Genomic DNA, 17125 nt, shown 5'->3' with positions numbered 1-17125 from the left:
GACTAGGGTTTTCGCGCCTGGGAGGGAGGTGAGGCCGCGTCCAGGGTCTTCGGGAGCTTCAGCGCCTCGGCCATGCGCACCAGGTCGGCGAGCGAGTCCGCCTCCATCTTTCGCATCACCGAGCCGCGGTGAATCTTCACGGTGATTTCACTCAGGCCCAGCTCGCCGGCCACCTGCTTGTTGAGCAGCCCGGCCGTCACCCGCGTCATCACCTGCTGCTCGCGGGGCGACAGGCTGTCGAAGCGCCTGCGCAGGTCCGCCTGGTCCTCGCGCACGGAGCGCTGACCGCGATGTCTCTCCACCGCCACCGCCACCGCGTCGAGCAGGTCCTGCTCGCGAAAGGGCTTGGCCAGGAAGTCGACGGCCCCCGCCTTCATCGCCCGCACCGACATGGGGATGTCGCCGTGGCCGGTCATCATGATGACCGGCAGGTCGATGCCGAGCGACTCGAGCTGCCCCTGGAAGGCGAGGCCGCTCGTCCCGGGCAGGCGCACGTCGAGCAACAGGCAGCCCGGTGCGTCTCCCCGCTCGGCGTCGAGGAAGGCCCGCACCGAGTCATAGGCCCGGGCCTTCATGCCCACGGAGCGGAAGAGGGTCTGCAAGGCGGTGCGCAGCGACGAGTCGTCGTCCACGATGTGGACCAAGGCTTCCTCACCCATGCCGTCAGCGTGGCACGGTGAAACGGAGGCGGCAATCACGGCCCGGCTCAGACCGCCGCGCCCAGCCGCTGCGTGCCGGCGGCGGCCGCGACGGAGACGGGCACGGTGGCGCGGGCCGCGTCCACCGCCCAGTCGAGGGAGAAGTCGGCCACCTCTTCCCAGCCCTCCTCGAGGCACAGGAAGTGCGAGCGGTCGGGGAACATCTTGAACTCCGTCCTGGACGGCGACTTCGCCTGCTTCTTCGCATTCGTCAGGACCATCGGCAGGGGAATCGTCCGGTCGAACTCGGCGGCGGTGAGCAGCAGGGGCGCCCGCTCCGGATTGCCCGCCTTGATTTTCGAGCCCTTGCCCAGCACGGCCTGGAAGAAGATGCGGCCCGGCGTCGGGACGATGTACTTCTCCCAGGCCACGCGCAGCTCCGACTCCGGCAGGGTGTTGGCGAAGCCCTCGCGGAAGCCGTCGAAGCTCATCTTCAGCGCGCGGTTCCACCCGTTCCACGCGGTGAAGACGGACCGCGACGTCCAGATGGCCAAAGGATGCGCCGGGACGCCGAACGGCGGCCCCGGGTCGATGGCCACGCCCGCCACGCCCAGGCCGCGGTCCAGCAGCACCTGCACGATGAGGCCTCCGAACGAGTGGCCCATGAGGATGGGCTTCTCCGGCAGGGCGCGGATGATGGCGTCGTAGTGGTTGACGATGTCCTCCAGGTTCAGCTTCGCGAACCGGGGGTCCACGCCGTCGCGCAGCTCGGCGACGGGCCGGTCCAGGTAGGGCCAGGCCGGGGTGATGACCTTGTAGCCCCGGGCCTCGTAGCGGGCGCGGAAGCCCTCCCATGAAGCGGGGGTCAGCCAGGCACCGTGGATGAGCACAATCGTCTTCGAAGGAGCGGGAAGCGGCATGGCGCAATCTCCTGAGTCGTTGATGGCAGGAGAATGCGCCGGGGCCGCGCTGAAACCCATTCTACGTGAGGCTGTGCGGCCCATACCTAGGTATGGGTCTGCAAGGAGTGTGGAATACCCCTCTTCCCCTCCAGAAGGGGGCGCACAGGCATGAAGGTCCGCCAGGTACCTGTTAGGGCTTCGGGTATGGGGCCCAAGAACAAGAAGCCGCGCCAGGACCAGGACAGCACGGACCAGAGCCTCCGCGACGAGCGGCTGACGGCTGACACCGAATTCAGCAAGCGACGGAACTCCATCGAGGAAGACGCCGATGCGGCCGTCCAGCGTACGCGAGCCGATGCGGACGTATCGCTGAGGGAGGACCGGGCCAAGACAGATGCAAAGCTGTCGCGGAGCGAGGCGCCTCACCAGGAGCGCCAGAGCGTGGCCCTCGAGCGGGCCCGGGAGGACGCCACCCTGCTGCAGGAGCGGACGACCTCGGACGAGAAGCTCCAGGATGAGCGCGAGGCGAGCAAGCAAGCCCTGGCGAGCCTTCTCCGGCTGGAACGGGAGAAGACGGACCAGCACCTGCTGATTGAGCGGGAGCGCTCGGACGAAGTCCTGGCGGCGCGAGACGACTTCCTGGGGATGGTGAGCCACGACCTGAGGACGCTGCTCGGCGGCATCGCCATGCGCGCGGCCATGCTCGTCAAGAGCACCTCCGAGGACGCGGCCGGGCAGCGAGTCCGCAAGAACGCGGAGAGCATCCAGCACTTCACCGCTCGGATGAACCGGCTCATCGGAGACCTGCTGGACGTGGTCAGCATCGAGGCAGGCCAGCTCCTGGTAGAGCCCCGGCCCGAAGATGCGATTCGCCTCATCCGGGAAACGGTGGAGGCCTTCCAGCCTTCCGCGTCGGCCAAGAGCCTCTCGCTCGACTCGGAAGTGGCCCGGGACTCATTGCTGGCCCGCTTCGACCATGACCGGGTGCTTCAGGTGCTCGCGAACCTGATGAGCAACGCCATCAAGTTCACGCCCGAGGGCGGCCGGATTTCGATTCGCGTCGAGCCCGCGGGAGAGGAGGTCCGGTTCTCCGTCACCGACACGGGCCCGGGCATCAGCGGCGAGAAGCTGGAGCGAATCTTCGAGCGCTTCTGGCAGGGCGCCGAGCGGGACAAGCGTGGGCTCGGCCTGGGGCTCTACATCTCCAGGTGCATCGTGGAGGCCCACGGCGGACGCATCTGGGTCGAGAGCCAGCCGGACGCGGGCAGTACCTTCTTCTTCACGCTTCCGGGGGCGCGAGCCGCCGGGTGACGCCGGCCGTGGCGGCCTCGTGTCGCGGCAGGTGCAGCCAGAAGCGGGTGCCCTCCTGCGCCGTGGACGTCACCCGCAGCAGGCCGCCGTGGGCGCGCACGATTTCGTGGGTGATGTAGAGCCCCAGCCCCAGCCCGTTGCGCTGCGCGCTGCGCATGTCCTGGGCGCGCACGAAGGGGTCGAAGATGTGCGGCAGGCGCTCGGCGGGGATGGGCAGCCCCCAGTTGTGGACCTCCAGGTGCACGCCCCCGTCCTCGTCGCGCACGGACACCGTCACCGCCGTGTCCTCCGGCGAGTACTGCACGGCATTGCCCACCAGGTTGGAGGCCGCCTGGGCGATTCTGTCCGCGTCCCACTCGCCCCAGCCGTTGCCGGACAGGCTCAGCTCGAAGCGGCGCCTGGGGTGCGCCACCTCCAGTTCCTCCACCACCTGCTGGACGACGTCGTGCACGTTCATCCGCGCGCGGTCGAGCGCGTAGCCACCGCCCAGGCGCGTGCGGGTGAAGTCCAGCAGGTCGTTGATCATCCGCGCCATCCGGTCCGCGGAGATGGAGATGCGGTTGACGGCCTTGCGCTGCGGCTCGGCCAGCCCGCCGTAGCGCAAGAGCAGCGCCGCGTTGCCGGAGATGGCCTGCAGGGGATTGCGCAAGTCGTGCCCGAGGATGCCGAGGAACTGCTCGCGGAACACCGCCGTCTGCCGCGCGGCCTCCTCGCGCTTGAGCCCCTCCTCCACCCGCTTGCGCTCAATCGCGTAGCGCAGGGCGCGCACCAGCAGCGGGCCCGTCACCTGCCCCTTCACGAGGTAGTCCTGGGCGCCCTCGTGCACCGCCTGCACCGCGAGCCGCTCGTCGTCCGTGCCGGTGAGCACCACCAGCGGCACCGAGGGCGCCGCCTGCAGCATGCGCGAGATGTTGCCCAGCCCGTGCCCGTCCGGCAGCGACAAGTCCAGCAGCACCGCGTCCACGCGCGCCTCGGCCACCACGCCCAGCGCGTGTGCCAGGCGCTCCACGTGGACCACCTCGAAGCGCGTCGAAGACGAATACTCCCGCAGCTCCTCCTGGAGCAGGCGCGCGTCCCCGGGGTTGTCCTCCACCAGCAGCACGCGCAGCGACTGCTCGTCCGTCGCCCTCGCGCTCATGACGCCTCGGGCTTGGGCGGCAGCCGGACGACGGACAGCCAGAAGTCGTCGATGGAGCGCACCACGGAGATGAACTGCTCCAGGTCCACCGGCTTGGCGATGTAGCAGTTCGCGTGCAAGTCATAGGTGCGCAGGATGTCCTCCTCCGCCTTGGAGGTGGTGAGCACCACCACGGGGATGCGGCGCAGGGAGGGGTCCTCCTTGATTTCGGCCAGCACCTCGCGCCCGTCCTTCCGGGGCAGGTTCAGGTCCAGCAGGATGAGGTCCGGCCGGGCCGCGTGCGCATGCGGGCCCTGCTTGCGCAGGAAGGCCAGCGCCTCCACGCCGTCGCGCGCCACCGACAGGGTGTTGCGCACCTTGCCCTCCTTGAGGGCCTCAATCGTCAACCGCACGTCGCCGGGGTTGTCCTCCACGAGGAGGATTTCAATCGGTTGTCCAGACTCGTCGTGATTCATGGTGACTCAGGCTCCTGGGCGGACGGCGCGGCGGGCAGGGTGAACCAGAAGGTCGTCCCCTTCCCCTGCTGGGACTCCAGGCCGATGCGCCCTCCATGGCGCTCGACAATCTTCTTGCAGATGGCGAGCCCGATGCCGGTGCCCGGGTATTCCTCCTTACCGTGCAGCCGCTGGAAGATGATGAAGATGCGGTCGAAGTACTGCGGGTCGATGCCGATGCCCCGGTCCTTCACCGTGAAGCGGACCTCCGTGCCCTTCAGCTCGCCCGCCACCTCCACGTGGGGCGGCGCGTCGCCGTGGAACTTGAGCGCGTTGCCGACGAGGTTCTGGAACACCTGCGCCAGCTGCGTCTCGTCCGCGAGCACCGGAGGCAGTGGGCCGGTGTGCACCGTGGCGTGGCTCTCCTGGATGGCCGCCTGGAGGTTGGCCGTCGCCCGCTCCAGCGCCCGCCGCGTGTCACACGGCCTGGGCTGCAGGCCGCGCGTGCCCACGCGCGAGTACGTCAGCAAGTCCTGGATGAGCCGCTGCATGCGGTTGACGCCGTCCACCGCGTAGTGGATGAACTCGTCCGCGTCCGCGTCCAGCTTCCCCTTGTAGCGGCGGCCCAGCAGCTGCGTGTAGCTGGCCACCATGCGCAGCGGCTCCTGCAAGTCGTGCGAGGCCACGTAGGCGAACTGCTGCAGCTCCTCGTTGGAGCGGGCCAGCTCCTGCGCGTGCCGCTTGAGGGCCTCTTCCGCGCGGCGGCGCTCCACGCCCTGGGCGATGGCGTCCGCCACCGCGGCCAGCGCCGCCACCGCGTCCTCGCCCAGCGCCTGGCTGTTGTAGATGCCCAGCACGCCCACGAGCTGGTCCTTCACCAGCAGGGGGATGCCCGCGAAGGCGCGAACGCCCGTGTCGCGCACCCACGCGGCGTCCAGCACGCGCGGGTCCAGGTCCATGCGGCCCACCCAGACCTGCTGGCGCGTGCGGGCCACCTCGCTCACCATGCCCGGACCGCCCACGGACACCCGGTTCCACTTGTCGCGGGGCGGGGCCTGGGGGCCGGCGTTGCCCGCCAGCTCCAGCGTCTCCGTGGCACGCACGTGCAGCCACAGCCGGGCCACCTCGGCCTCCAGGTGCTTCGCCAGGGCCTGGGCGCAGCCCTGGAGGAGGTCCGGCACGGTGCCCTCCAGGGACAGCGCGTGGCTTACCTCCGCGCGCAGCGCCTCCAGCCTGCGGCCCGTCTTCTCGCGCACCAGCCGGCGGGCGGACTCCTCCGCGCGCAGCTGCGCGCTGATGTCCGAGTTGGTGCCCACCCACTCGCGCACGCTGCCATCCGCGTTGAGCACGGGCACGCCGCGCGCCCTCGTGGGCGTATAGGTGCCGTCCGGGCGGCGCACGCGGTAATCGACCTCGTAGGGCGCGCGTGCCTCCACCGCGACGCTCCAGGCCCGGGCCGCCAGCTCGCGGTCGTCCGGGTGGATGGCGTCCAGCCACCCCCTGCCCCGCCACTGCTCATACGACTGCCCGGTGAAGGCGCGCCAGGACGGGCTGTCCTCCACGATGTCGCCCTCCGGGTGCGTCACCCACACGGCCTGGGCGCTGGCGCTGACGAGCGAGCGGAAGCGCTCCTCCATGCGGCGGGCATCCTGGAACAGGCGCGCGTTGTCCAGCGCCACCGCCGCCTGCGACGCCACGCCCTCCACCAGCCGCGCATGCTCCGGCCGGAAGCGCCCCGGCTCCGGGTGCCCGAAGAACAGTCCGCCGAGGACCTCCCCCGAGCGGCTCTTCACCGGCACGGCCAGGTAGCTGCGCACGGGCAGGTGCCCCCGGGGCATGCCGTGGTAGGGCGGGCTCTTCCCGTAGTCGGGGTGCTGCGTCACGTCGTCCAGCAGCCGCGTGCCCTCGCCCCGGAAGGTGGGGCCGAAGATGGCGGTGTTGCGCGGCATGGGCATGTGCGCGAAGGCCTCGCGCGGCGCGCCGGTCAGCGTGTAGAGCATGTACGAGTCGCCGCGCGCGTCCACGCGGTTCTCGAAGAAGGCCCCGAAGGCGGCGCCGGTGAGGGCCACCGTCTCGTCGGTGATGCGCTGCACGAGCTTCGTGGCGTCCAACTCGGACGCGAGCGAGCCGCCGATGCGCATCAACAGCTCCGCGAGGTTGCGCTCGGACTCGCTGCGCCGCAGGGCCTCCTGCGCGTCGCGGTACAGGCGCGCGTTGTCCACCGCGAGCGCGGCGCGCGAGGCGAGCTGCTCGGCCAGCGGCATGTCCTCGGCGGAGTAGCGCCGGCCCGACTCCGCGGTGACGAGCGTGAGCGCGCCCAGGGTGCGTCCGCGCGCCTTCAGCGGCAGCACCAGCGCCGAGCGCAACCCCAGCTCGCGGGCGATGCGCAGGTGCTCCGCGTCGCGGGCGCTGACCACCAGCACGTCGTCCGGGATGTCGGGCATCAGGACGGGCTGGCCCGTGCGGATGACGGACAGCACGCCGGACGGGTCCTCCGGGCGGGGTGGGTAGCGCACCCGCAGCTCCTCGGCGAAGCGCACCTTGTCCGGGTCCACGTGCGCCACGCCCACCTGCCGCGTGGAGCCATCCTCGCTGGCGATTTCGATGGCGCACCAGTCCGCCAGCCGGGGCACCGTCAGCCGCGTCAGCGCCGCCAGCGTGGCCTCGTAGTCCAGCGGCGAGGCGGACAGGAGCGCGCTGGCCTCGTCCATCAGGCGCATGGAGTCCGCGGCGCGCTTCTGGTCGTCGATGTCCGTGCAGGTGCCGAACCAGCGGAGGATGCGCCCGCCCTCGTCCCGCACGGGGCGCGCGCGGCCGAGGAACCAGCGCCACACCCCGTCGTGGCGGCGGCAGCGGTACTCCACCTCGTAGGGCTCGCCGGTGCGCAGCGAGTGGGCCCAGCGCCTGCCGGCCTCCCCCAGGTCGTCCGGGTGGAAGGCCAGCCGCCACCCTTCTCCCACCGCCTGCTCGGGGGTGAGGCCCGTGTACTCGTACCAGGGCGCGTTGTAGTACTCGTGGTAGCCGTCCGGCCGCGTAATCCAGATGAGATGGGGAATGCTCTCCGCAATCTGATGGAAGGCATCCCCCAGGTGCAGGCCCGCGTGCGCTTCGGTCGCCAGGGGCTCCGGTGTCCTGGCCGGAGGACTGGAGAGGGGGTGTGTCATGGGAGGCACCGGACGTTAACAGCCCGTCCACACTCCACCTTTCGTCATGAGGCGGCCTTTCCGGCAGCCGACAATCACCTCCGGGGTCAGCCCCCTCTCCAGGCGTGCAGGCGTCGCTCGCCTCTCACGCCCACCTGGCTCCTGGGCTCAGGCGTCCTTCGCGGCCCGCTCCTCGTGCGCGAGCAGGGTGCGCAGCACCCGCTCGCCCGTGGCCGGAATCTGCCGGAGGCACACGCCCGTGGCATGGCGGACGGCGTTGATGATGGCGGGCGCCGCGCCCACCACGGCCACCTCCGCCACGCCCTTGGCGCCGAAGGGCCCGGGCCCGAAGGCGTGCTCCAGCAGGACGGGGTGGATGGCGACGGGCACGTCGAGCGCGCCCGGCACCTTGTAGCCACCCATGGAGGGATTCACCAGGTGGCCGTCCTTCCACACCAGCTCCTCCGTCAGCGCGTAGCCGAGCCCCTGGACGAAGCCGCCCTGCACCTGCCCCGCCGCCGCGGCGGGGTTGAGCGCCCGGCCCACGTCGTGGACGCACCACGCCTCCAGCACGTCCACCTTGCCCGTCACCTCGTCCACCTCGACTTCGGCCACCTGCGCGGCGAAGACGAAGAAGCCGTTGCCCATGGAGGGCAGCCCCTCCACCGTCGTGCGGCGCGTGTCGAGCTGCCACGCGGGGAACAGCCACCGCGAGGAGGCGATGATGGGCCCGCCCGCGACATAGAGCGCATACCCGGAGATGGCGCCGAAGGTGGTGGACCGGCCGGGCTCGCCCCGGACGCCCACGACGCCGCCGGGCCGCAGCTCGAGCTGCTTCACGGGACGCTCCAGAATCGCGCTGGCGTGCTCGAAGAGCTGCTCGCGGACCTGCTCGCACGCCTCGGCGATGACGTGGCCCACGGTGAAGGTGGTGCGGGTGCCGCCGGTGCACCAGTCATATGGGGACGTGTCCGTGTCGGGGCGGCTGAAGTTGACTTGCTCCAGGGAAAGCCCCAGCGCGCCCGCCGCCACCTGCGCGAGCGCCGTGTCCGAGCCCTGGCCGGTGTCCACCGCGCCGGTGCTCACGTTGACGGTGCCGTCCTCGTTGAGCCGCACGGTGGCGCTGGAGCCCAGCAGCGCGGACACGTGGCCCACGGCCGCGATGCCGATGCCGCGACGCTTTCCGGGTGAGGTGGTGGGCGGGCGCTCCCGGCGCCGGTGCCAGTCGGAGACTTCGCGGGCCTTCTCCAGGCAGGCGCGCAGCGTGCCGCTCTCCACCGGTGCGCCGCCCAGCCACTTCTCGCCCGTCTCCAGCGCGTTGCGCAGCCGCAGCTCGATGGGGTCCATGCCCAGCGCGTCGGCGAGCCGGTCCACCTGGAGTTCGCTGGCGAAGTGGACCTGCGGGTTGCCGAAGCCCCGGAACGCGCCGGCGCGGAGCTTGTTGGTGTAGACGCTCCAGCACTCCACGTCGACGTGGGGGATGCGGTACGGCCCGCGCGAGAAGTAGCTGCCGATGGCCGCGACGAAGGGCCCGTCGTCCGCGTAGGCCCCGGTGTCGTAGTGGATGCGCACCTGGCGGGCGAGGATGCGCCCGTCTCGCGTCGCGCCCGTGCGCATGTGGATGCGGGCTCCGTGGCGCGAGCGCATCATCCGCATGTCGTCCGTGCGGGAGAAGGTCAGCCGCACCGGCGCGCCAGCCGCCTTCGCCAGGGCCACGGTGATGGGCTGGTTGGTGGACTCCACCTTGCCGCCGAACGCGCCGCCCACCCGGGGCACCTGGACGCGGATGCGGGACATGGGCACCGCCAGCGCCTCGGCGGTGATGGCCTGCACCCGGAACGCCGTCTGCGTGGACGTATGAATGGTGATTCGGCCGGTGTCCGGGTCCACGGCCGCCAGCGTGGTGCACGGCTCCAGGTAGACGTGCTGCTGCGCGGGCGTCTCGTAGACGTCGTCGATGATGGCGTCGCACCGCGCCCACACCTTGTCGGGCTCGCCCTCCACCAGCCGGATGTGCGTGGCGACGTTGGGGTGCCCCTCGCCGCGCGGCGCGTGAATCACGGGTGCGTCCGGGCGCAGTGCCGCGTCGACGTCGAACACGGCGGGCAGGACTTCGTACCGGATGTCGATGAGCTCCAGGGCCCTGCGCGCGGTGGGCAGGTCCACCGCGGCGACGGCGGCCACGGGCTCGCCCGCGTAGCGGACCTTGCCCCGGGCCAGCAGCGGCTGGTCCTTGATGACGGGACCGATGTCGATGGGCGGCAGGTCCTCGGCGGTGAGCACGGCGCGCACGCCGGGCAGCGCCTTCGCCCGCGAGGTGTCATACGAGAGGATGCGCGCATGCGGGTGCGGGCTGCCCAGCAGGGCGCCGTGCAGCATGCCGGGCAGGACGAGGTCATCGGTGTAGAGCGCGCGCCCCGTCACCTTCTCGCGCGCGTCCGGCTTGGGCACGGACTGTCCGACGACTTCGCCCAGGGGCTCCGGGACGGGCTTCGGCTTCGCGTCGTGGCTCATGGACGACCTCCCACCGAGGCAATGGCCTCCACGACGCGGGCATAGCCCGAGCACCGGCACACGTTGCTGCCGAGCGCGTGTCGGACTTCGTCCACCGTGGGGGAAGGGTTGCGCGCGAGCAGCGCCTTCGCGGCGAGCACGATGCCGGACATGCAGAAGCCACACTGCACGGCGCCGTGCTGGACGAGGGCGCGCTGCACCGGGTGGAGCTCGCCGCCGGACTCCACGCTCTCGATGGTGCGGATGTCGCGTCCGCCCAGCCGCGCGGGCAGGGACAGGCACGAGAGCACGGGCAGGCCGTCCACGAGGACGGTGCAGGCGCCGCAGTCCCCCGCGTCGCAGCCGCGCCGGGTGCCCGTCAGGCGGAGCTCCTCGCGCAGCACGTCCAGCAGCGTGCGCTCCGGGGCCACCGTGAGCGCGTGCTGTGCTCCGTTGATGGTGAGGGTGAGGGAAACGGTGTCAGACATGGGCCAGCTCCCGGGCCTGGGACAGGGCGCGGCCGAGCAGGCGCGGGATGAGCATGCGCCGGTACTCCGCCGAGCCACGGACATCATCGAGGGGGGCCGAGGCCTGGACGAGGAGCCGTCCCGCCTCGGCCACGTCGCGCGCCTCCAGCCGGGTGCCCACGAGGGCCGCGTCCGCCGCGTCCACGTGGAGCGGCACGGGGCCACAGGAGCCCAGCACCACGCGCGCCAGGCGGCACGTGTCGCCGTCCATGGCGAGCACCAGTGACACGGACACGGTGGGGTAGTCGGAGGACACGCGGCTGAACCGCAGGTGGTGGCCCACCGCGCCGCTGACGCCCCGGGGGATGAGGACGCGCGTGAGCAGCTCGCCGCGCCCCAGGGACGTCTGGTGGGCGCCCGTGAGGAGCTGCTCCACGGGGAGGGTGCGCCTGCCGGCGGGGCCCGCGACTTCGACGAGGGCCGAGGCGGCGACGAGGGCCGAGGGCAGCTCCGTCTTCGGGTCGGCCAGGCAGAGGGAGCCGCCCAGGGTGGCCATGTTGCGGATGGCCGGGTGCGCGAGCTGGCTCGCGGCGCTGCGGACGACCTCCATGGCCCCGCGAAGGCGGGCCTCGGTGGCCACGGCGCGGTGGGTGGACATGGCGCCCAGCCAGAGGCCCTCGGTGGACTCCGTGGTGGTGGCCAGCTCCTCGATGCGGTGCAGGCTCACCAGCATCGCGGGCGAGGCCTGGCCCGCGTTCATCATCGACACCAGCGAAGCGCCCCCGGCGAGGCAGCGCGCATCAGTGATGGTGGAGAGGATTGCGAGTCCCTCGTCCACGGTCTCCGGCTCCGCGTATCGCATCGCGTCACCTCAGGCTTCCCAGGCGGTTCGACCTTCCAGGGTAGCGCAATCAGGTTACGAGAGAAAAGGAGTGTCACCCGCTGGACAGGCAATTCAGACGTGGGGGCATTCCCTTTCAAAGCCTTGCAGTACAATTGCAGCGGGCCTTCAGACGCGGGCCGGACTAAGGGCAATCCACTACAAGCGCTTGAGGGGGCCATGCATCCGATCCGCCCATCCAATTCCTGTCAGTCAGGCCAGGTCGCCGTCGAGACCGCGCTCGTGGTCCCGATGATGGTCTTCCTGGTGCTGGGCATCATCCAACTGGGCATGGTGCACCACGCGCGGCTGATGACGGAGTACGGCGCCTACCGTGCGGTGCGGGCCGGCATCGTCAACCATGGCGACTGCGGCATCATGGAGCGGTCCGCGCTGCTGGCGTTACTGCCCACGGTGGGCCCGTTGAAGGGCCTGTCCGGTCGCGTGGACACCATCGAGCAGGCTCTCGACCTCAACGATAAGTATGCCCAAGCGGTTCTCGGTCCCGGGGGTCCGCAGACCTTCTACATGGCGGGCCAACTTCCCCTCCTGCGGCTGCAGGTGGTCAACCCGAAGAAGAGCGAACTCCCCGCCCTGTTCGACATCTACGGCTCCCACATGCAGGAACGGGAGATCGACTACGACGATGTCCGGGATGACCGCGTCATCGAGGCCAACCTGCTCTCCGTGCGGCTGACCTATTTCTATGAGCTGCGCATTCCCTTCGCGAACTGGCAGCTCCACAGCTTCTACATGGGGCGCGAGTACCTGGACAGACTGCGCGGCGTGCAGTTCGAGAACAAGCGCGTCGGAGGACAGTCCGCCACTCAATACCTGGAGCAGCGGGGCGCCGAGCGGGACGAGGACCACCAACGCGTCGCCACACAGGCGGGGAGCGGCCGGTACGTCATCCCTCTGGTCGCCACCTGGTCCATGCGCATGCAGTCGAATTACTTCTACCAACAGAACCAGCACGGTCCTGACCGCTGCGCTACCGACAGCTGAAGCGCAGGCCCCACGGAGATTTGTGAATGTTCAGCCTCTTGAGAAGGATGCGCCGCGACGAGCGTGGGCAGGCCATGGTCATTGCCGTGGTGGCCATGCTGGTGCTGGCCGTCAGCGTGATGGCCTCGGTGAGCATCGGGCATGGCGTCTACGAGAAGATCAAGCTGCAGGATGCCGCCGACGCGCAGTCCTATACGTTCGCGGTGAAGGAGGCGCGGGCCTATAACTTCCTGGCCTACACCAACCGAGCCATGATCGTGCACTACTCGGCCATGCTCACGGTGATGTCGTATGTGAGCCACGCCGTGTACCTGGACCAGACCATCAGAGCCAACGCCGCATCGAAAGTGCTCAAGGCCCTTCCAGGAATAGGCACCGTCCTTACGGCCGTCTCACAGGCCATCAAGGTCTGGAAGAGTGCGGTGGACGCAGCAGCCCGAGCGCTCATCCCCATCCTGACGGAACTCAATGTGGCGCTCTGGCTCGCTCAGGAAGCCATGATGTTCGACACATTCCTCAGCCTGTTCCTGGATAAAGAGAACACCGACGACGACGTCTTCAAGCTCACGGACCCCAAAGCATTCCCAGGCTTCGATGGTGTCATCTATCAACCGGGCTCAGGCCCCGACATCACAGTTGATAACTTCAACTTCTCCAATCTGAAGAACTTCCTGCACATCATCGACGATGGTCCCACCAGCAACCAACAAGTCGTCAGCCTGAGCGACCCCACGGGACTCAAGCAACGCGCAAACCTGCTCAAGGACAATGCACTCTCCGAGCCCAACATGGCGAAGTACCGGCTGTTGATGGGCAACCTGGCCAACTCCGTACGCCGTGAGTGGACTGCTGTGGGGACAGGCCCGCAGTTCCTCGGACGCAAGTGGGACCTGAACCTCTGTGTCGTCATCGGGCAGGTGCGTATCCAGAAGACGGCCGACAGCCAGATCAAGAGCTTCGCGGAGAGCTTCGAAGGCAATCGCAAGGACCAGCTCTACGCCGCCGATGACATCCAGATTGACGTGCGTCCGGGCTGCGGCCTCGTTCCCTGGAACACGGTGTTCGAGTTGAACGTCCGTGTCGCCGCGGACGCTCGTGACGGCTTCCACAAGGACGACGGTGCGCGCGTGAGCCACCGGCATCACCGCTGGACTGGCATCACGCCTTTCCTGACGTCGGATACGAGCTTCATCAATCCCTGGAAGAACCACTTCGGCTACCCATGCAACATCGTCATCATGACCAAGGACATGAGACCTCTAGACATGAAGTCTCCTGAGGAACGCCAGGAGCAGGAGAAAGACAAGCCATTCCAAATGACCTCCCTCTCCAAGAGAGGCTTCATGGAGGAGAACAGCTCAGGCACCTTCGATGACCCGAAGAGAGGCATCAGGGGAGGGCTGCTCGACATGACCTGGCGCCGTGTGGGCGATGAAAAAACTTTCGCGGGCAGAACCTTCCAGGAGAGAACGAACGGGATGATGGCCATCGCGGTGGGACGCGCCATCTACCACCGCCCGGGCAACTGGCAGGAAGAACCCAATTTCTTCAATCCACTCTGGACGGCTCGGCTGGCCCCCCTGAAGACACACTGGGAGCAGAAGCTGCTGATAGAGGCCATTCCTGAACTGGATATCCAGTCTCCAGAGCACAGGAATGTGCTCAACTACTGACGGGGGCACCATGAATGTACGCAAGCGCGGGAATCAGCGGGGCGCGGCGACGGTGGAGCTCGCGCTGGTGGCTCCCATCCTGGTGGCGCTGGTGCTCTGGTCCAATTACTTCTGGGAGCTGCAGCGAGTCCGCCTCAAGGCCGCGGAGATAGTCCGCTTCATGGCCTTCGAGCGCACTGTGCGGAAGGACCCGAGTGGCATCGACGTCGACGCAAGAGCGCGATATCAGGACCTCGACGGCTCAACCCGGACAGGTGCATTGGGAACGGCTTTTCGCAACCGGCTGACGTTCAATGTCTGGGTTCAGGATGGGAGCGCGCCCCTTGTCAGAAAGGCTGATGAGCACACATCCATGGAAGACCGGGCTATAGAGGGTGGCGCAAGCCGGTTTCTCACCCCGGCTACGAAAGCGCTCGGCACCAATGCGGACGAGGTTGCCCGGATGATGGAGCTGAACCTGGACGAAGGCGCCGTCAAGGCAGAGGTCACGTTCACCATCGAGAACGGCATCATCCCCGACTACATTGCCTTCTACGCCACGGGCGTCGGCGCCACTCTGGATTACACAATCAACGAGAAGCTCTTCCTTGTCCATGACACATGGCGCGCATGGAAGCCGGGAGACCCTCCGCGCGACAGCTACGCGGCCGTGGAGCAGCACACCTACGACCACGTGAAGCCCATCATTGACGCGGGCATGAAGCAGCAGCTGGGTGGCGCGCTGAGCGCCCTCGGCGGCATGGCGTCTATGTTTCGCATGGATAACGTCAATGACACCTCCTACATCCGGGACTCCGTCAAGATTCTTCCGGTGGGTGAGGCGGCTGACTATCTGGCGGTGAAAGCAACCTACACGGTGCCCGGGAATGTGCTTCACGCGGCCTACTGGCAGAACGACACGCAGGCCTGTTTTGGAACCTGCGAGCCGCGGGCCATCCAGCTGAAGCGAGGCCTCATCAGCGATAGTGGCCGTGACGACAACTGGCCCATGCGGGCCTATAACTGCCGCGGTGAGTTCTTCCAGGGCGCCACGAAGTCCGAGCTTCCTGAGTCGGTGTATGGCTCGGACACCCGCGACAACAAAGTGGGTCGTGAGTATCACGACTATGGAGGCCAATCGTGTCACTACAAGCAGGACTAGGTCTGGCCTCCTGCACTGCACGCCTCGGGGTTGCAGGCGGATGAAGTCACTCCTGGACCGGACAGGCACCCTCACGCGAATGGCCGGACTGGGAGGTCTGCTGCTCCTGGTCGCGACCGCGGCCACGTTGCGTGAGCCTCCGCCCGAACCGGCGGCGGAGCCGCCCCCTTCCCCTCGGGACCTGCCGCCCGTGCAGCCCGTGCCGCAGGTGGGGTCGGCCCGCATGCAGCGACTCTTCCCCGAATACCCGAAGGCCACCGTCATCCCCATGGGACGGCTGGAAACCAACGGCAACCCGATGGAGCTGGCCTACTTCGAGACGCCGGACTCCGCCCCGCAGGTGCTCGAGTTCTACGTCCGCGAGTTCCGCAGGCGCGGCCACCGCGTCGTCACCCAGCCGGACGGCGCAGGAGGCGGAGCCGTCAACTACTACGACGCGCCACGCGGCGCGCTCGTTTCCGTCACGGCCATTGGAGTGGGAGGCAAGCAGCCGCGAACCCTGGTCTTCCCCTCCATCGTCGATGCGCCCCAGGGCATCCACCTCCAGAGCAGCGTGCCTGACTCGCTGCCGCGTCCTCCCGGGGCCATGACGGTGCTGCGTGTGGATGACCTCAACCCGGGCCCCGCCGAAGGAAGCACCACGGTCACCGAGGTCGCCACCGGCACTCCGCGCATGCTCGCGGATTTCTACCTCGCGCAGCTCCGGGAACGCGGCTTCTCTCAGGTGGAGTCGCGCGCCGGGGCCCACGGCGTGGAGCTGCGGGCTTTCGAGCGGCCCGGGGAGCGCATCTCCCTCTCCATCTCGCCCGTCGCGAAAAATGGGTTGCCCGAATCACTCGTCACCGTGGTCCTGGAGCGGACCACTCCTACCGAGGAGCACCGACCATGAACGGATGGATGTCCCGCCCGTACCGCTGGCTGAGGCGCTCCCGCTCACGCGGGCAGGCGGCGGCCGAGTTCTCCCTCCTGCTGATGGCCCTGCTGGTCCTCATGGGCGGTATTTCCTCCTTCGCGCCCGACATGCTCGCGGCCTTCACCATCTACGTGCGCGGGTTCTACGTCGTGCTCGGGTATCCGCTGGGTTGAGCGGCGCCGGCACCTCACTGCCCCTGCACCCGGGGGATGGCGATGGGCACCGAGCCCAGCTCCGGGCGGGCACCGGTGCCCGTCTTCCGGGCCACCCAGGTGGCCTCGATGTCACGGACGGACTCCACGCCGAACACAGGGACCTTCGCGGTGTTGACGGTCACCACGGTACCTCCCTGCTCCCGCTTGAAGGTCCGCTGATGCGCCCCTCCCGCGAAGGCACCTCCGCGCACCTCGGTGTCCTTCTCCGCCGCCAGCGCGCCGCGCAATTCGGGCTGGTCCACGTACAGGTCCACGGGGATGGAGATGGGCGCATTGGGCGGAACGGAAACGGCCAGCCGGTCCACCATGGGGCGCGCGCCTCCGACGACCCAGACCACCATCAGCGTGCGCGGCTTCGTGCCGTAGTCCAGCTCCACCTGGTACAGCGGGCTGCCATCCTCGCGGCGAATCGTCTCTCCCACGACGGCGGCGCGCACCGGGAAGCGTCCCTGCTTCGAGCTGAACTCATACTCCACCCAGGTGCCGACCACGGGCCTGAAGTCCCCGTAGAGCAGCGGCGGAGGCACGAGGGCCCGTGCCTCGGCCAGGCGGGAGGGGTCCACGGCCGTGCCCCCATCCGCCGGAGCAGCGATACCGGCATCGGCAGCGGCCCCCGGAGCGCCAATGACTGGCGCGGGGCCCCGCGTACCACCGTCGACGGCCAGCGCCGTCGCGAAGCCAAGCAACAGATTGCAGCAACAGACGACAGTCAGAAGGCGGACCATGGAAGCAACACTATTCGTCCCCTTCGCTCTGCCGGACAAGGGTGATG

At 68.9% G+C, this 17125-nt stretch carries 15 protein-coding genes; 6 read left to right on the top strand and 9 right to left on the bottom strand.

Translation table 11 applies throughout. From position 1 onward, the window contains the following. Window positions 1-2: 2 nt before the first annotated feature. Window positions 3-632, bottom strand: a complete 630-nt coding sequence (locus tag ACX9TP_RS05170) for a response regulator transcription factor (protein ID WP_482978596.1) — start codon at window positions 630-632, stop codon at window positions 3-5. A 74-nt stretch (window positions 633-706) separates the two neighbouring features. Next, entirely contained in the window at window positions 707-1558 is an 852-nt protein-coding gene (locus tag ACX9TP_RS05165; RefSeq protein ID WP_482978595.1) for an alpha/beta hydrolase, read from the bottom strand. 186 nt (window positions 1559-1744) lie between these two features. On the opposite strand from ACX9TP_RS05165, the gene ACX9TP_RS05160 reads away from it, so the two are divergent. Beyond that, window positions 1745-2851: a sensor histidine kinase gene (locus ACX9TP_RS05160; RefSeq protein WP_482978594.1), complete on the top strand. Its 1107-nt coding sequence runs from the start codon at window positions 1745-1747 to the stop codon at window positions 2849-2851. Here the strand turns inward: ACX9TP_RS05160 and ACX9TP_RS05155 are convergent. The 6 genes from ACX9TP_RS05155 to ACX9TP_RS05130 form a co-directional block, all read right to left on the bottom strand. Further along, on the bottom strand, window positions 2820-3989 hold the full coding sequence (locus ACX9TP_RS05155) for an ATP-binding response regulator (RefSeq protein ID WP_482978593.1): 1170 nt from the start codon (window positions 3987-3989) through the stop codon (window positions 2820-2822). The genes ACX9TP_RS05160 and ACX9TP_RS05155 overlap by 32 nt on opposite strands. Then, window positions 3986-4444 carry a response regulator gene (locus tag ACX9TP_RS05150; protein ID WP_482978592.1) on the bottom strand — a complete coding sequence of 153 codons (459 nt, stop codon included), beginning with the start codon at window positions 4442-4444 and terminating at the stop codon, window positions 3986-3988. The genes ACX9TP_RS05155 and ACX9TP_RS05150 overlap by 4 nt, the downstream gene beginning before the upstream one ends. Beyond that, complete coding sequence (locus tag ACX9TP_RS05145) at window positions 4441-7587, bottom strand: GAF domain-containing protein (protein ID WP_482978591.1); 3147 nt, start codon at window positions 7585-7587, stop codon at window positions 4441-4443. The genes ACX9TP_RS05150 and ACX9TP_RS05145 overlap by 4 nt, the downstream gene beginning before the upstream one ends. A gap of 147 nt (window positions 7588-7734) precedes the next feature. After that, window positions 7735-10080 carry a xanthine dehydrogenase family protein molybdopterin-binding subunit gene (locus ACX9TP_RS05140; RefSeq protein ID WP_482978590.1) on the bottom strand — a complete coding sequence of 782 codons (2346 nt, stop codon included), beginning with the start codon at window positions 10078-10080 and terminating at the stop codon, window positions 7735-7737. Then, a complete protein-coding gene (locus tag ACX9TP_RS05135; RefSeq protein ID WP_482978589.1) occupies window positions 10077-10547 on the bottom strand; it encodes a (2Fe-2S)-binding protein in 471 nt (156 codons plus the stop codon). Before ACX9TP_RS05135 ends, ACX9TP_RS05140 begins: the two co-directional genes overlap by 4 nt. Beyond that, window positions 10540-11388: an FAD binding domain-containing protein gene (locus tag ACX9TP_RS05130; RefSeq protein WP_482978588.1), complete on the bottom strand. Its 849-nt coding sequence runs from the start codon at window positions 11386-11388 to the stop codon at window positions 10540-10542. The genes ACX9TP_RS05135 and ACX9TP_RS05130 overlap by 8 nt, the downstream gene beginning before the upstream one ends. A gap of 198 nt (window positions 11389-11586) precedes the next feature. Between ACX9TP_RS05130 and ACX9TP_RS05125 the strand changes: the two genes are divergently transcribed. From ACX9TP_RS05125 to ACX9TP_RS05105, 5 genes are all read left to right on the top strand, one after another. Further along, window positions 11587-12411, top strand: coding sequence for a TadE/TadG family type IV pilus assembly protein (locus ACX9TP_RS05125; RefSeq protein ID WP_482978587.1), 825 nt, complete (start codon window positions 11587-11589; stop codon window positions 12409-12411). Window positions 12412-12437: 26 nt separating this feature from the next. Then, on the top strand, window positions 12438-14084 hold the full coding sequence (locus tag ACX9TP_RS05120) for a TadE/TadG family type IV pilus assembly protein (RefSeq protein ID WP_482978586.1): 1647 nt from the start codon (window positions 12438-12440) through the stop codon (window positions 14082-14084). 10 nt (window positions 14085-14094) lie between these two features. Continuing rightward, the gene (locus ACX9TP_RS05115; RefSeq protein WP_482978585.1) at window positions 14095-15225 is read left to right on the top strand and encodes a TadE family protein; all 1131 of its coding nucleotides are present in this window, start codon (window positions 14095-14097) and stop codon (window positions 15223-15225) included. A 223-nt stretch (window positions 15226-15448) separates the two neighbouring features. After that, the gene (locus ACX9TP_RS05110; RefSeq protein WP_482978584.1) at window positions 15449-16114 is read left to right on the top strand and encodes a hypothetical protein; all 666 of its coding nucleotides are present in this window, start codon (window positions 15449-15451) and stop codon (window positions 16112-16114) included. After that, window positions 16111-16311: a hypothetical protein gene (locus ACX9TP_RS05105; protein ID WP_482978583.1), complete on the top strand. Its 201-nt coding sequence runs from the start codon at window positions 16111-16113 to the stop codon at window positions 16309-16311. Before ACX9TP_RS05110 ends, ACX9TP_RS05105 begins: the two co-directional genes overlap by 4 nt. A gap of 14 nt (window positions 16312-16325) precedes the next feature. Here ACX9TP_RS05105 and ACX9TP_RS05100 read toward each other — a convergent pair whose 3' ends face one another. Beyond that, window positions 16326-16916, bottom strand: coding sequence for a hypothetical protein (locus tag ACX9TP_RS05100; RefSeq protein ID WP_482978582.1), 591 nt, complete (start codon window positions 16914-16916; stop codon window positions 16326-16328). Window positions 16917-17125: the final 209 nt, after the last annotated feature.

It is taken from the genome of Pyxidicoccus sp. M15, from assembly GCF_056858435.1.
This window is presented reverse-complemented; position numbering and strand designations above follow the sequence as displayed.

Bases quoted from the DNA above. Each gene is read 5' to 3' on its own strand.
- ACX9TP_RS05165 (WP_482978595.1), bottom strand. From the start codon at position 1,558: ATGCCGCTTCCCGCTCCTTCGAAGACGATTGTGCTCATCCACGGTGCC.
- ACX9TP_RS05160 (WP_482978594.1), top strand. From the start codon at position 1,745: ATGGGGCCCAAGAACAAGAAGCCGCGCCAGGACCAGGACAGCACGGAC.
- ACX9TP_RS05155 (WP_482978593.1), bottom strand. From the start codon at position 3,989: ATGAGCGCGAGGGCGACGGACGAGCAGTCGCTGCGCGTGCTGCTGGTG.
- ACX9TP_RS05150 (WP_482978592.1), bottom strand. From the start codon at position 4,444: ATGAATCACGACGAGTCTGGACAACCGATTGAAATCCTCCTCGTGGAG.
- ACX9TP_RS05145 (WP_482978591.1), bottom strand. From the start codon at position 7,587: ATGACACACCCCCTCTCCAGTCCTCCGGCCAGGACACCGGAGCCCCTG.
- ACX9TP_RS05140 (WP_482978590.1), bottom strand. From the start codon at position 10,080: ATGAGCCACGACGCGAAGCCGAAGCCCGTCCCGGAGCCCCTGGGCGAA.
- ACX9TP_RS05135 (WP_482978589.1), bottom strand. From the start codon at position 10,547: ATGTCTGACACCGTTTCCCTCACCCTCACCATCAACGGAGCACAGCAC.
- ACX9TP_RS05130 (WP_482978588.1), bottom strand. From the start codon at position 11,388: ATGCGATACGCGGAGCCGGAGACCGTGGACGAGGGACTCGCAATCCTC.
- ACX9TP_RS05125 (WP_482978587.1), top strand. From the start codon at position 11,587: ATGCATCCGATCCGCCCATCCAATTCCTGTCAGTCAGGCCAGGTCGCC.
- ACX9TP_RS05120 (WP_482978586.1), top strand. From the start codon at position 12,438: ATGTTCAGCCTCTTGAGAAGGATGCGCCGCGACGAGCGTGGGCAGGCC.
- ACX9TP_RS05115 (WP_482978585.1), top strand. From the start codon at position 14,095: ATGAATGTACGCAAGCGCGGGAATCAGCGGGGCGCGGCGACGGTGGAG.
- ACX9TP_RS05110 (WP_482978584.1), top strand. From the start codon at position 15,449: ATGCAGCGACTCTTCCCCGAATACCCGAAGGCCACCGTCATCCCCATG.
- ACX9TP_RS05105 (WP_482978583.1), top strand. From the start codon at position 16,111: ATGAACGGATGGATGTCCCGCCCGTACCGCTGGCTGAGGCGCTCCCGC.